The sequence below is a fragment of the Pseudomonas sp. CG7 genome (assembly GCF_023701885.1).
Taxonomy (GTDB): Bacteria; Pseudomonadota; Gammaproteobacteria; order Pseudomonadales; family Pseudomonadaceae; genus Aquipseudomonas; species Aquipseudomonas zanjanensis.
The window spans coordinates 23,764-37,031 of the sequence record NZ_JABAEE010000051.1 but is presented as its reverse complement, the minus strand read 5'-3'; the positions used below and the strand labels follow the sequence as shown (position 1 = coordinate 37,031).

Annotated in this window: 13 protein-coding genes; 10 read left to right on the top strand and 3 right to left on the bottom strand. The window is 62.3% G+C overall.

Going from position 1 to position 13,268, the window contains the following annotated elements; genetic code table 11:
- Nucleotides 1–74: 74 nt before the first annotated feature.
- Both dnaQ and HGO40_RS19920 read left to right on the top strand, forming a co-directional pair.
- The gene (gene dnaQ / locus HGO40_RS19925) at nt 75–836 is read left to right on the top strand and encodes a DNA polymerase III subunit epsilon (protein WP_250964422.1); all 762 of its coding nucleotides are present in this window, start codon (nt 75–77) and stop codon (nt 834–836) included.
- A gap of 264 nt (nt 837–1,100) precedes the next feature.
- Complete coding sequence (locus tag HGO40_RS19920; protein WP_186704868.1) at nt 1,101–1,715, top strand: GNAT family N-acetyltransferase; 615 nt, start codon at nt 1,101–1,103, stop codon at nt 1,713–1,715.
- Here HGO40_RS19920 and HGO40_RS19915 read toward each other — a convergent pair.
- Together HGO40_RS19915 and HGO40_RS19910 are read right to left on the bottom strand one after the other, a co-directional pair.
- The gene (locus tag HGO40_RS19915) at nt 1,681–2,574 is read right to left on the bottom strand and encodes a LysR substrate-binding domain-containing protein (protein WP_250964421.1); all 894 of its coding nucleotides are present in this window, start codon (nt 2,572–2,574) and stop codon (nt 1,681–1,683) included. The two genes, HGO40_RS19920 and HGO40_RS19915, sit on opposite strands and share 35 nt — an antisense overlap.
- A gap of 85 nt (nt 2,575–2,659) precedes the next feature.
- Nucleotides 2,660–2,911, bottom strand: coding sequence for a hypothetical protein (locus HGO40_RS19910; protein WP_250964420.1), 252 nt, complete (start codon nt 2,909–2,911; stop codon nt 2,660–2,662).
- A 185-nt stretch (nt 2,912–3,096) separates the two neighbouring features.
- On the opposite strand from HGO40_RS19910, the gene HGO40_RS19905 reads away from it, so the two are divergent.
- Both HGO40_RS19905 and HGO40_RS19900 read left to right on the top strand, forming a co-directional pair.
- On the top strand, nt 3,097–3,654 hold the full coding sequence (locus HGO40_RS19905; RefSeq protein ID WP_250964419.1) for an NADPH-dependent FMN reductase: 558 nt from the start codon (nt 3,097–3,099) through the stop codon (nt 3,652–3,654).
- A gap of 327 nt (nt 3,655–3,981) precedes the next feature.
- Nucleotides 3,982–5,265 (top strand): arsenic transporter, encoded by a 1,284-nt coding sequence (locus tag HGO40_RS19900; RefSeq protein ID WP_250964418.1) that lies wholly within the window; start codon nt 3,982–3,984, stop codon nt 5,263–5,265.
- Nucleotides 5,266–5,396: 131 nt separating this feature from the next.
- Here the strand turns inward: HGO40_RS19900 and HGO40_RS19895 are convergent, their stop codons facing one another.
- Nucleotides 5,397–6,347 (bottom strand): DUF1853 family protein, encoded by a 951-nt coding sequence (locus HGO40_RS19895; RefSeq protein WP_250964417.1) that lies wholly within the window; start codon nt 6,345–6,347, stop codon nt 5,397–5,399.
- Nucleotides 6,348–6,451: 104 nt separating this feature from the next.
- Here HGO40_RS19895 and HGO40_RS19890 point away from each other — a divergent pair, with 104 nt between their 5' ends.
- From HGO40_RS19890 to pepN, 6 genes are read left to right on the top strand one after another with little or no spacing between them, the layout of a single operon-like run.
- Complete coding sequence (locus HGO40_RS19890; protein WP_250964416.1) at nt 6,452–7,342, top strand: NAD(+) kinase; 891 nt, start codon at nt 6,452–6,454, stop codon at nt 7,340–7,342.
- Nucleotides 7,339–8,313 carry a metallophosphoesterase gene (locus tag HGO40_RS19885; protein WP_250964434.1) on the top strand — a complete coding sequence of 325 codons (975 nt, stop codon included), beginning with the start codon at nt 7,339–7,341 and terminating at the stop codon, nt 8,311–8,313. Before HGO40_RS19890 ends, HGO40_RS19885 begins: the two co-directional genes overlap by 4 nt.
- Nucleotides 8,310–9,182, top strand: a complete 873-nt coding sequence (locus HGO40_RS19880; protein WP_250964415.1) for a rhomboid family intramembrane serine protease — start codon at nt 8,310–8,312, stop codon at nt 9,180–9,182. Before HGO40_RS19885 ends, HGO40_RS19880 begins: the two co-directional genes overlap by 4 nt.
- A gap of 45 nt (nt 9,183–9,227) precedes the next feature.
- Nucleotides 9,228–9,488 (top strand): YeaC family protein, encoded by a 261-nt coding sequence (locus HGO40_RS19875; RefSeq protein WP_030142618.1) that lies wholly within the window; start codon nt 9,228–9,230, stop codon nt 9,486–9,488.
- A complete protein-coding gene (locus HGO40_RS19870) occupies nt 9,485–10,315 on the top strand; it encodes a DUF2797 domain-containing protein (protein ID WP_186704875.1) in 831 nt (276 codons plus the stop codon). The genes HGO40_RS19875 and HGO40_RS19870 overlap by 4 nt, the downstream gene beginning before the upstream one ends.
- A 13-nt stretch (nt 10,316–10,328) precedes the next feature.
- On the top strand, nt 10,329–12,986 hold the full coding sequence (pepN, locus tag HGO40_RS19865; RefSeq protein ID WP_250964433.1) for an aminopeptidase N: 2,658 nt from the start codon (nt 10,329–10,331) through the stop codon (nt 12,984–12,986).
- The last annotated feature ends 282 nt before the right edge of the window (nt 12,987–13,268 follow it).

The window sequence follows — 13,268 nt, the reverse complement described above, 5'->3', positions numbered from 1 at the left end:
CTCCGATTCATCCCCTATGTGAGCGTGTTAAGATCCGCGCTTTTGCAAGACTGCCCGTTGAGAGCTGAACACTGATGGCCAACAGATCTGTAGTACTGGATACCGAAACCACCGGCATGCCGGTGACCGATGGTCACCGGATTATTGAAATCGGTTGTGTCGAGCTGATCGGCCGGCGCCTGACCGGTCGCCATTTCCACGTTTACCTGCAACCGGACCGTGAAAGTGACGAGGGCGCCATCGGCGTCCACGGCATCACCAACGAATTCCTGGTGGGCAAGCCGCGTTTCGCCGAAGTGGCCGATGAGTTCTTCGAATTCATCCAGGGCGCGCAGTTGATCATCCACAACGCGGCGTTCGACGTCGGGTTCATCAACAACGAATTCGCCCTGATGGGCCAGCACGACCGGGCCGACATTACCCGGCATTGCACCATCCTCGACACCCTGATGATGGCTCGGGAACGCCACCCTGGCCAGCGCAACAGCCTCGATGCCTTGTGCAAGCGCTACGGCGTCGACAACTCCGGCCGTGAACTGCACGGCGCCTTGCTCGACTCCGAGATCCTGGCCGACGTCTACTTGACCATGACCGGCGGCCAGACCAGCCTGTCCCTGGCCGGCAACGCCTCGGACGGCAATGGTACTGGCGAAGGCTCCGGCAACCAGGCCACGGAAATCCGTCGCTTGCCCGCTGATCGCCAGCCCTCGCGGATCATCCGCGCCAGCGAAAACGACCTGGCCGAGCATGCCGCGCGTCTGGAAGCCATCGCCAAGTCCGCAGGTGCTCCGGCATTGTGGACGCAGTTGGCCGAGTCGCAGGCCGCCACGCACTGATGAAACCTCTTCCTGTGGGAGCGAGCTTGCTCGCGATGATGGTCGTTCAGCTTGCATCAATGCTGAATGTGCCGCCGTCATCGCGAGCAAGCTCGCTCCCACAAGGTTATCCATCGTTCATTTCTCGCCACAATCGCCACGACCTTCTACCCTGAGGGAACGGGCAGGCTACGGATCCCGCTTGATGTGTGAAGATTTGAAAGATAAGGGCAATGGATGGCACCACGCCGTTGGTTGCCTCAAGGAATGAGGACCTTCCCCAGTATGCAACCGGTCATGAATCCCAAGCACCCCGGGTTGTCGGTGCGAGTCGTCGATGACGGCTTTGCCGCCTACATCTGGGGCAGTGACTTCAGTTTTGAAGTCAACGACTACGCAACGGCGCAGATCGGTCGTCCTGTCAGCCAATGGCCGGTGACGCCCATTGTTCCCTATCGCAAGTGCTATGGCATCGATCCCGAAGAGTTCAGCAGTTTCCGCAACGCTCCGGACAGCGAGATCTTCATGGCCTACCTCGATGACCAGCCGGTAGGGCACCTGGTGATCAGTACCAATTGGAACGGCTATGCCCACATCGACGAGTTGGCGGTGCACGCCCCGGCCCGTCGCCATGGGGTGGCCAAGGCGTTGCTCGACGTTGCCCAGTTCTGGAGCCGCAAGAAAAAACTGCCGGGCATCATGCTCGAGACCCAGAACAACAATCTGGGCGCCTGCCGGCTCTATGAGCGATGCGGTTACGTGCTCGGTGGCATCGACCACCTGCGCTATCGCGGCATTGACCGGCATACCGCCGAAGTGGCGTTGTTCTGGTACCGGTTGTTCGACGACCCGCTGGGCATGTCGATCAGTGGCTCAGCAACGCCTCGGCTTGTTCCGTAACCCGCTCCAGCAGCGATTGCAGGGCGGGTGAAGAGGGGGCGCCGTTGAGGCTCAGGGCATAGAGGCCAATCGCGACGGCGGGCGATAGCGGGCAGACATCCAGACCGCCGCCCTTGGCACCCGAGGCGGTGAACGGGTCGACGATGGCAAGGCCTTCGCCGGCCTCGACCATGGCGCGCATCATCTGATGGGTCTGGACGCGGATCTGGATCATCGGCGCCGGACGCAGCGCCGCCAACTTGTGCTCGAACGCAGGGCTCAGCGGGTCATGGCCATCCAGGCCTACCAACGGTTGGCCCGCCAGGTCCTGGATCGAAATGTATTTTTGCCGGGGTTGCAGCCAGCCGTGGGGCGCGAGCAATTGCAGTTTGCCCTGGGCGATCATCTGGCAATGGATGTCGGGATGTTCAGGGTCGTGCAGGCTCAGGCCCAGGTCGCTTTCACGCAACAGCAGGCTGTGGACGATGTCACGGGTCGGTTGGCTGAGCAGGGTGCACGGCGCATCCGGATGGCGGCGGCGCAAGGCGGCGCTGCTCTGGGGCAACAACTGCTGGGCCAGCGGCGGAGTGCAGATAATGCGCAAGGGCGGTGCCTGATGGTGTTTCAGGCTGCTGGCCAGGCGTTGCACCGGTTCGAGCGTGTCGTACACGCGCGTGATGCCGTCGCGCAGTTCGAGGGTTTCACGGGTGGCTTGCAAGCGCCCGCGCACGCTGGCAAACAGCATGAAGCCCAATTGGGCCTCGGCATCGCGCAGGATCGCCGCGACCTCCGCCACCGGCAGTTGCAGCCATTCGGCCGCCGTGCCGAGGTGGCCGGTCTGCAACAGCGCCTGGATTACTTCGATGTGGCGTAAACGCATGCAGGAAGTCCGTGTTCGGCGGGTGAGCCATAGAGTGGCTGAATCCTAACCCAAGTCCGGGCATGACTTCTGCTCTAACAACCGGTTATAGCGCTATCTGCGCTTCAGGTTCGCTGGTGAAGGTTGTGGCTTCGCGTTTCAGTTCGATGCCAGACTGAACCAGGAGGAATCGGTCCTCGTCGAGTTTGTTGACGCGATCACCGATCGCCAGTTTATAAGTGACGACATCCTTGCCGCTACCGTCCGCAGACGGCTCCGATTCCTGGAACTCATGCACCGAATAGACGCGACCTTCGGCGTCCCGCGCATGAAATTGTCCGACAAGTACTGCTGCCATTGCTTAGAACCTCTGGAAATAAATCACTCGATTTGCGGTTCTGTAGACCTTGCCCAAGCGTGGTAAGTTTTCCTACATGAAAAAAATAGTCGAACCGGCCGGTTTTCGTCGCTCCACTGGTCCAATTGTCACGCCGATCATCTATAACTACAGGCTCCTTTGAGCCGACAGTCGAGAAGCCTCTCATGAGTAACGTGTACACAGTGGCCGTTTTGGTGGGCAGCCTGCGCAAGGCCTCGATCAACCGCAAGATAGCGCTGGCACTGGCTGACTTGGCGCCCGCCAACCTCAAGCTGACTATCATCGAGATCGGTGAATTGCCACTTTATAACGAAGACATCGACGTCACGCCGCCGGCAGCCTACACCACATTCCGCCAGCAGGTGGGTGCGGCTGATGCCTTGTTGTTCGTCACGCCTGAATACAACCGCTCGGTGCCGGCACCGGTGAAGAATGCCATCGACGGGGGGGCGCGTCCGTACGGCCAGAGTTGCCTGAGCGGAAAGCCGGGCGCAGTGATCAGCGCTTCACCGGGCGCCATGGGCGGGTTCGGTGCCAATCATCATCTGCGCCAGTCGCTGGTGTGCCTTGACGTGCCCTGCATGCAGCAACCGGAAGCCTATTTGAGCGGCGCCGGAACGGCGTTTGACGAGGCGGGCAACCTGTCGGATTCGTTGCGGCCGTTCCTGCAGAAATTCATCGACGCCTATGGCAAGTGGGTCGAGCAGCACAAGAAAATCTGAACCCGCGTAGACTCTGTGGCGAGGGAGCTTGCTCCCGCTGGGTCGCGAAGCGGCCCCAAAATCTGCGCCGCAGCACCAAACCTGGGCCTGCTGCGCAGTCCAGCGGGAGCAAGCTCCCTCGCCACGATATATTTGCGCCTGCAATCCCTGCTTTACTGTATTGCCTGAATTCCATACCTTCGCCGTTCGCTCATCCGGGATGTCGTTCGCTGTGCCTGACTACCCAAGCCCTGTCGATGTCTTCAAGGCGCTCGCCGACAACACTCGCCTGTGCATTGCACTGCTGGTGATTCCTGTCTTTAACGTTCTCTTTCCTGGTTGTTACGCATGCTCGTCGCGTCGTTGATTTTCCTGCTGACCATTACGCTGGTCATCTGGCAGCCCAAGGGGCTCGGGGTTGGCTGGAGCGCGACGTTGGGCGCGCTGCTGGCCTTGTTGAGCGGGGTGGTGCAGATCAGTGACATTCCCCTGGTCTGGCAGATCATCTGGAACGCCACCGGTACGTTTGTCGCGCTGATCATCATCAGCCTGCTGCTGGACGAGGCCGGGTTCTTCGCCTGGGCGGCCCTGCATGTGGCCCGCTGGGGAAAGGGCAGTGGGCGCAAGCTGTTTGCGTTCATGGTGCTGCTGGGGGCGCTGGTGTCGGCCTTGTTTGCCAATGACGGAGCGGCGCTGATCCTGACGCCCATCGTGATCTCGATGCTGCTGGCGTTGCGTTTCTCCCCGGCGGCGACGCTTGCATTCGTGATGGGGGCTGGATTCATTGCCGACACCGCGAGCTTGCCACTGGTGGTATCGAACCTGGTGAACATCGTCTCGGCGGATTTCTTCGGCATTGGCTTCAACCGCTATGCGGCGGTCATGGTGCCGGTGAACCTGGTCAGCGTGGCGGCCAGCCTGGCGATCCTGATGTGGGTCTTTCGCCGCGACATCCCGCGGGACTACGACCCCGGTCAACTGGACGACCCGGCGACGGCGATCCACGACAGGGCAACGTTCTACGCCGGTTGGGTGGTGTTGGTGATCCTGCTGCTGGGCTGCTTTGCCCTGGAGCCGCTGGGGATTCCCATCAGTGCTATCTCGGCCGTTTGTGCTGCGTTGCTGCTGGGTGTCGCGGCCTACGGCCACAAGATTTCCACCCGCAAGGCGATGAAGGAAGCGCCCTGGCAGATCGTGATCTTCTCCCTCGGCATGTACCTGGTGGTCTATGGCTTGCGCAACGCCGGGCTGACCGGTTACCTGGCCCAGTGGCTCGATGGATTCGCCGAATATGGCGTGTGGGGCGCGGCGATGGGCACCGGCGTGCTGACTGCATTGCTGTCGTCGGTCATGAACAATTTGCCGACAGTGCTGGTCGGAGCCTTGTCCATCGACGCCAGCCAGGCCACTGGCGTGGTGAAGGAGGCGATGATCTACGCCAACGTCATCGGCAGCGACCTGGGCCCGAAAATCACCCCGATCGGCAGCCTGGCGACGTTGCTGTGGCTGCATGTGCTGGCGCGCAAGAACATCCAGATCGGCTGGGGGTATTATTTCAAGGTCGGGATCGTGCTGACGGTGCCGGTGTTGCTGGTGACGTTGGCGGCTTTGGCTGTGCGGTTGTCCATCTAGACCGCGTTGGCTTCAATCGCGAGCAAGCTCGCTCCCACAGTGGATTTGTGTTGCCTACAGAATTGATGATCAACACATAACCTGTGGGAGCGAGCTTGCTCGCGATGAGGCCCTGGCAGGCGGCACAAGACTCAGCCACTACCCGGCACATTCGGCCAAAGATCCGCCACCAGGAACACCCGCTCGGCTTCTTCCCATTCGCCCTCGGCGATTTCGTTCAGGCGTACCATCAACTGCGCCGGCGCCATGGGGGCCAGGGCCAATCGCCAGGCGTCCAGTTGCGCGGTGCTCCAGGTCTGCTCGGCCGGATAATGCGCCGGGGCCAGCCAGGCGGCGCGGGGCAGGGGTTGCCAGCGGCCTGGCGGACGCTGGGCGATGAATCCGGGCCAGTCCCGCTGGCGCAGCCAACGGCCACGCAAGTGCCTGGGGTGGGCGCCGCTCGGCGGTTCGGCCTCGCCCGGCCAGGGATAGAGCAGGTAGCCGCCGAGCCACAAGTGTGAGCGAAACGACTCGATCCCCAGCGTCGCCAGCGCCTCGCGGCTTTCCGGGCGGGCCGAGATCGGCAGTTGGTGTTCGCGCAGATGCGCCAGCTTGCGGTCGAGCCGGTCATGGCAGCCCGGGCCCAGCCATTGCGCGGCGTCCAGTCCGTTACCGTGCTGTGGGCCGAGGTACAACTTGATGGCCAGTTCCAGGTGGTGGATGCCGTCGCGATCGCGCAGCAGCAGGTCCAGTTCGCCCAGGGTATGGCCTTCGCGCCGGATCGGCTGGTTCGCGGCGATCAGTTCGATGCCCGGGGCGTGTTGCGCGGCAAACTGCCACAGCCTTTCGTAATACAGCCCCAGGCGTCGCGTCCGCCCTTGGGATAGACAATGCAGCAAGGGATAGCTGTCACGGTCCAGTTGCCGCAACCAGTGTTCGAGTCTTCCAGGCTCCTGCACCCAGTCGCTGCCGGCCAGCGGATGGCGCTGGGGCCAGGGCGTGTCGATGAGCATCGGCGGGGCGATGATCGCCCACGCGAGGTCACGCACTTCGGGATGGCGCAGGCGACGGGGCAGGTCCAGCAATTCAGGGAACAGGATCATCTTGCGAGCATAGCCGTTGCGCTGAAGGCTTAAAGGATTTTGTCTACGGCGCGCTTTCGCCCATAATCGTGTTTTCGCCCGCCGCAGACCTTCGCAGGAGCCTCATGGAGCAATTTCGTAATATCGGCATCATCGGTCGCCTGGGCAGTTCGCAGGTGTTGGACACCGTTCGCCGGCTCAAGCGTTTCCTCCTGGAGCGGCACCTGCACGTGATCCTCGAAGATACCATCGCCGAAGTCCTGCCGGGCCATGGCCTGCAGACCTCGTCGCGCAAGATGCTCGGCGAGGTGTGTGACATGGTGATCGTGGTGGGCGGCGACGGCAGCCTGCTGGGCGCCGCCCGGGCCCTGGCGCGGCACAATATCCCGGTGCTGGGGATCAACCGCGGCAGCCTGGGGGTCCTCTCCGATATCCGCCCTGACGAGTTGGAGATCAAGGTCGCCGAGGTGCTGGACGGCCACTACCTGGTGGAAAACCGCTTCCTGCTGCAAGCCGAAGTCCGTCGTCACGCCGAGGCCATCGGCCAGGGCGACGCCCTCAACGATGTGGTGCTGCACCCCGGCAAGTCCACTCGGATGATCGAGTTCGAGCTGTACATCGACGGCCAGTTCGTCTGCAGCCAGAAGGCCGACGGCCTGATCGTCGCCACCCCCACCGGTTCCACCGCCTATGCGCTGTCGGCCGGCGGGCCGATCATGCACCCCAAGCTCGACGCTATTGTGATTGTGCCCATGTACCCCCATACCTTGTCTGGGCGACCCATCGTGGTCGATGGCAACAGTGAGCTGAAAATCGTCGTGTCCAAGGATATGCAGATCTACCCACAAGTGTCCTGTGACGGCCAGAACCATTTCACCTGCGCGCCGGGTGACACCATCACCGTCAGCAAAAAAGCGCAGAAGCTGCGCCTGATCCATCCGCTGGATCACAATTATTACGAAGTCTGCCGGACCAAGCTCGGCTGGGGCAGTCGGTTGGGGGGTGGAGGCGACTGATGCTCGATCCTGCGCGCAGTTACGATTTGATCGGTGACGTGCACGGATGCGCCCTGACCCTGGAACACCTGCTGGACCGACTCGGTTACCAAAAGCAGGGCGGGGTCTGGCGGCATCCGTCGCGCATGGCCGTGTTCCTGGGGGACATCATCGACCGTGGCCCGCGGATTCGCGAGGCGCTGCACATCGTCCATGACATGGTCGTGGCCGGCCAGGCGCTGTGCATCATGGGCAACCACGAGTTCAACGCCCTGGGCTGGAGCACACCGGCATTGCCGGGCAGCGGCCAGCGCTACGTGCGCGAACACACGCCGCGCCATGCCCGCCTGCTCAACCAGACCCTGACCCAGTTCGAGCAGCATCCCGGCGACTGGCATGACTTTCTCAAATGGTTCTACGAGCTGCCGTTGTTTGTCGACGCCGGCCGTTTCCGGGTAGTGCATGCCTGTTGGGATGCGGGCCTGATCGAACCGCTGCGGGGGTTGTTCCCGGACGGTTGCATCGACGAGCATTTTCTCCAGGCCTCGGCCGAATCGGGCAGTTTCGCCTGCACGGTGTTCGATCGCTTGTTGCGCGGCACGGACATGCGCCTGCCCCACGGCCTGACGCTGACCGGGGGCGATGGCCTGACCCGTTCGTTTTTCCGTACCAAGTTCTGGGAAGACAACCCGCAGACCTACGGCGACATCGTGTTCCAGCCCGACGCCTTGCCGGAGCCGGTCGCCCGCACGCCGCTGTCGCCGGACGAAAAAAACAACCTGCTGCGTTATGGCGTCGATGAGCCGCTGTTGTTCGTAGGCCATTATTGGCGCAGCGGCAAACCCGCGCCAATCCGCCCGAACCTGGCCTGCCTGGACTACAGTGCGGTGCTCTACGGCAAGCTGGTCGCTTATCGCCTCGACCAGGAAACTCGCCTGGATCCGCACAAGTTCGTCTGGGTCGATGTCGAACGGCCGGAGGTGGTGCAATGAGTGCTGTCGCGGTTTTGCGCCTGCCCCTGGCGGTCGACCTGAGCGGCTTCGTCAAGCTGCTGCAACGCATGCAGGTGCCCCATCGCGTCAGTGAAGAGGCGGGCGAGCAGGTGCTCTGGGTGCCGGACGAGATCAGTGAGGACGTGCGTTCGTTGTACGCGCGGTTTCCTGCTGGCGACCCCGATCAGCAACTGGAACTGCCGGACACCGCCAGCACGTCCCGGCGCGCGGGGTTCGTCCAGCAACTGGTTCGCAGCCCAGTGACGGCCGTGGTGCTGTTGCTGAGCCTGATCGTCAGCGCGGTCACCCTGCTGGGAGATAATCTAGAGACCCTGCGCTGGCTGACCTTCCTCGAGTTCCGCGTCGTTGGCGACTACATCCAGTTCACGCCATTGGCCGACAGCCTGGCGGCGGGGCAGTGGTGGCGCCTGGTGACGCCGATGCTGATCCACTTCGGTTTCCTGCACATCGCCATGAACGGCATGTGGTATTGGGAGCTGGGGCGGCGGATCGAAGCGCGCCAGGGTGGCATCAACTTATTAGGGCTGACATTGCTGTTCAGCCTGGTCTCCAATTTCGCCCAGTACTTTTTCAGCGGTGCGACGCTGTTCGGCGGGTTGTCCGGGGTGTTGTACGGCCTGCTGGGCCATTGCTGGAGCTACCAACTGCTCGCACCGAACCCGGCGTATCACTTGCCCCGCGGGGTGCTGGTGATGATGCTGGTGTGGTTGCTGCTGTGCCTGTCGGGGCTGGTTTCGCTGATCGGTTTTGGTGAGATCGCCAACGCGGCCCACGTCGGCGGGCTGCTCGTCGGCTGCTTCACTGGGTTGTTGGGCGGGCTGTTCGCTCGCCGTAAAATGGCCCTTTGACCGGCGCCTGTGTCTTTTGAGAATGCGCGATTGCGCGGAGAACCCATGTCTTCCTTCAACGAAATGATCCAGAACATCACGCCTGATATCTACCGGAGCCTGAAACTGGCCGTGGAAATCGGTAAATGGGCCGATGGCAACAAGCTCACCGCCGAGCAGCGCGAACTGTCCTTGCAGGCGATGATCGCCTGGGAAATCCAGAACCTGCCCGAAGAAGAGCGCACCGGCTACATGGGCCCGCAGGAGTGCCAGTCGAAAGCCACCGAAGTGCCAAATATCCTGTTCAAGTCGGACGCCATCCATTGATCGAGATTGGCCGCGGTGCAATCAGCAAGATGTCGGCGCGCCTTGACGGGCCGACCGTTCAATACGCCTTTCGCCTGGGCGAGGTCGAGGTGCCGGTCAATCCGTTGATCGGCAGCACGATCCGCCTGGAATACCTCGGTGCGATCCACTGCACCCATTGCGGGCGCCGGACCAAGACCAGCTTCAGCCAGGGTTATTGCTACCCGTGCATGACCAAGCTGGCCCAGTGCGACCTGTGCATCATGAGCCCCGAGCGTTGCCATTTCGATGCGGGCACGTGCCGTGATCCGGCCTGGGGCGAGCAGTTCTGCATGACCGATCATGTGGTCTACCTGGCCAACTCCTCGGGCGTGAAAGTCGGCATCACCCGTGCCACGCAGTTGCCGACCCGCTGGCTGGACCAGGGCGCGAGCCAGGCATTGCCGATCCTGCGGGTCGCCACCCGCCAACAGTCGGGCTTCGTCGAAGACCTGTTTCGCAGCCAGGTGGCGGACAAGACCAACTGGCGTGCCTTGCTCAAGGGCGACGCGGCGGCGGTGGATCTGCCCGCGATCCGCGACGCGCTGTTCGACAGCTGCGCCCAGGGATTGCAGGGCTTGCAGGAACGATTCGGCCTGCAAGCGATCCAGACCATAGCGGACGTCGAACCCATCGAGATCCGTTATCCGGTGGAGCAATACCCGACCAAGATCGTCAGCTTCAATCTGGACAAGAACCCGATCGCCGAGGGCACGCTGCTGGGGATCAAGGGCCAGTACCTGATTTTCGACACCGGCGTGATCAACATTCGTAAATACACGGCCTACCAGCTCGCCGTGCATCAGTAGAAGGATTCGACCCATTCGCACCGAACAACCGAAGATGATTTACCTCAAGGATTATCAGGCCCCCGAGTACCTGATCGACGAAACACACCTGACCTTCGAGTTGTTCGAGGACCACAGCCTGGTCCATGCGCAACTGGTGATGCGCCGCAACCCCGAGCGCGGCGCCGGGCTGCCGCCGCTGGTGCTCGATGGCCAGCACCTGAAACTGGTCTCGCTCAAGCTCGACGATGCCGACCTGGGCCCGAGCGACTATCAGTTGGACGACAGTCACCTGACCGTGCACCCCAAGGCCCAGGCCTTTACGCTCGACACCACCGTGCGGATTCACCCGGAAACCAACACCGCCCTGGAAGGCCTGTACAAGTCCGGCAGCATGTTCTGCACCCAGTGCGAGGCCGAAGGGTTCCGCAAGATCACTTATTACCTCGACCGCCCGGACGTGATGAGCAAGTTCACCACCACCGTGGTGGCCGAGCAGCACAGCTATCCGGTGCTGCTGTCCAACGGCAACCCGATTGCCAGCGGCCCTGGCGAAGACGGCCGGCACTGGGCGACCTGGGAAGACCCGTTCAAGAAACCGGCCTACCTGTTTGCCCTGGTGGCCGGTGACCTGTGGTGTGTCGAAGACACGTTCACCACCCTGAGCGAGCGCACCGTGGCGCTGCGCATCTATGTCGAGCCGGAAAACATCGACAAGTGCCAGCACGCCATGACCAGCCTGAAGAAGTCGATGCGCTGGGACGAAGAGGTGTACGGGCGAGAGTACGACCTGGACATCTTCATGATCGTCGCGGTCAACGATTTCAACATGGGCGCCATGGAGAACAAGGGCCTCAACATCTTCAACTCCAGCGCCGTGCTGGCCCGCGCCGAAACCGCCACCGATGCCGCCCACCAGCGGGTCGAAGCGATCGTTGCCCACGAGTATTTCCACAACTGGTCGGGCAACCGCGTGACCTGCCGCGACTGGTTCCAACTGTCGCTCAAGGAAGGCTTCACGGTGTTCCGCGACGCCGGGTTCTCGGCGGACATGAAATCCGCCACCGTCAAGCGCATCCAGGACGTCGCGTACCTGCGCACCCTCCAGTTCGCCGAAGACGCCGGCCCCATGGCCCACCCGGTGCGTCCGGACAGCTTTATCGAGATTTCCAACTTCTACACCCTGACGGTGTACGAGAAGGGCTCGGAAGTGGTCGGCATGATCCACACCCTGCTGGGGCCTGAGGGTTTCCGCAAGGGCAGCGACCTATACTTCGAGCGCCACGACGGCCAGGCCGTGACCTGTGACGATTTCATCAAGGCCATGGAAGATGCCAATGGCGTCGACCTGACCCAGTTCAAGCGCTGGTACAGCCAGGCCGGTACGCCACGGCTGGCGGTGAGCGAGTCCTATGACGCCGCCGCCAAGACCTACAGCCTGACCTTCCGCCAGAGCTGCCCGCCGACCCCGGACAAGATGGAAAAACTGCCGTTCGTGATTCCCGTGGAGCTTGGCCTGCTGGACCGCCAGGGCGCCGAGATCCCGTTGCGCCTGGCCGGTGAAGCGGCGGCAGACGGTACGTCCCGGGTGATCTCGGTGACCGAGGCCGAGCAGACCTTCACCTTCGTCGATATCCCTGAACAGCCCCTGCCTTCGTTGCTGCGTGGGTTCTCGGCGCCAGTGAAACTGAGCTTCCCGTACAACCGCGACCAGTTGATGTTCCTGATGCAACACGACAGCGACGGCTTCAACCGGTGGGACGCCGGCCAGCAGTTGTCGGTGCAGGTGTTGCAGGAACTGATCGCCCAGCATCAGCAGGGCGCCAGCCTGACGCTGGATCCGCGCCTGGTCAGTGCGCTGCGCAGCGTACTGTCGGACGAATCCCTGGACCAGGCCATGGTCGCGGAAATGCTCTCGCTGCCAAGCGAAGCCTACCTGACGGAAATCAGCGAAGTGGCCGACGTCGAGGCGATCCACGTCGCCCGTGAGTTCGCCCGCCAACAATTGGCCGAGAACCTGTTCGAAGGCCTGTGGCAGCGTTATGAAGCCAATCGCGACCTGTCGAAACGCACGCCATACGTGGCCGAGGCCGAGCATTTCGCCCGCCGCGCGCTGCAAAATATTGCGTTGTCGTATCTGATGCTGACCGACAAGCCTGAGGTGCTGAGCGCGACCCTGGATCAATTCGACACCGCCGACAACATGACCGAGCGCCTGACCGCGCTGGCGGTGCTGGTCAACTCGCCATTCGAGACCGAGAAGGCCAAGGCACTGGACGTGTTCGCGGAAAACTTCAAGGGCAACCCGCTGGTCATGGACCAGTGGTTCAGCGTCCAGGCCGGCAGCCCATTGCCGGGTGGACTGGCACGGGTCAAGGCGCTCATGGAGCACCCGGCGTTCAACATCAAGAACCCGAACAAGGTGCGGGCCCTGATCGGTGCGTTTGCCGGGCAGAACCTGATCAACTTCCACGCCGCTGACGGCTCCGGTTATCGCTTCCTGGCGGACCTGGTCATCCAGCTCAATGGCTTCAACCCGCAGATCGCCTCGCGACAACTGGCCCCGCTGACCCGCTGGCGCAAATACGACAGCGCCCGCCAGGCCCTGATGAAAGCCGAACTGGAACGCATCCTCGCGTCCGGCGGGCTGTCGGCCGATGTGTTCGAGGTGGTGAGCAAGAGCCTGGCTTGACCGGGCTTCGCATTGCCTTTTGTGGCGAGGGAGCTTGCTCCCGCTGGAGGCCGAAGGACTCCCTTTTCTTGGTTTACGTGCCTTCACTGGCGAAACGAATCAAGATCAGGCCTGCTTCGCAGGCCAGCGGGAGCAAGCTCCCTCGCCACAGTCATCATTTTCACGAATATCTTCTGATTCACCCCTTCCCGTTATCCCCCGGTTAACAAAAGATAACGCGGCGTCGATTGTCAGACCTTTCGAAAGCCCGATAGGATAACGCCAGCTTCCGAAGTGGCTCTA

Excerpts from the sequence above, each read along its gene's own strand:
- HGO40_RS19895 (WP_250964417.1), bottom strand. The coding sequence starts at position 6,347 with ATGATCCTGTTCCCTGAATTGCTGGACCTGCCCCGTCGCCTGCGCCAT.
- HGO40_RS19900 (WP_250964418.1), top strand. The coding sequence starts at position 3,982 with ATGCTCGTCGCGTCGTTGATTTTCCTGCTGACCATTACGCTGGTCATC.
- HGO40_RS19890 (WP_250964416.1), top strand. The coding sequence starts at position 6,452 with ATGGAGCAATTTCGTAATATCGGCATCATCGGTCGCCTGGGCAGTTCG.
- HGO40_RS19875 (WP_030142618.1), top strand. The coding sequence starts at position 9,228 with ATGTCTTCCTTCAACGAAATGATCCAGAACATCACGCCTGATATCTAC.
- HGO40_RS19920 (WP_186704868.1), top strand. The coding sequence starts at position 1,101 with ATGCAACCGGTCATGAATCCCAAGCACCCCGGGTTGTCGGTGCGAGTC.
- HGO40_RS19880 (WP_250964415.1), top strand. The coding sequence starts at position 8,310 with ATGAGTGCTGTCGCGGTTTTGCGCCTGCCCCTGGCGGTCGACCTGAGC.
- HGO40_RS19915 (WP_250964421.1), bottom strand. The coding sequence starts at position 2,574 with ATGCGTTTACGCCACATCGAAGTAATCCAGGCGCTGTTGCAGACCGGC.
- dnaQ (WP_250964422.1), top strand. The coding sequence starts at position 75 with ATGGCCAACAGATCTGTAGTACTGGATACCGAAACCACCGGCATGCCG.
- HGO40_RS19910 (WP_250964420.1), bottom strand. The coding sequence starts at position 2,911 with ATGGCAGCAGTACTTGTCGGACAATTTCATGCGCGGGACGCCGAAGGT.
- HGO40_RS19905 (WP_250964419.1), top strand. The coding sequence starts at position 3,097 with ATGAGTAACGTGTACACAGTGGCCGTTTTGGTGGGCAGCCTGCGCAAG.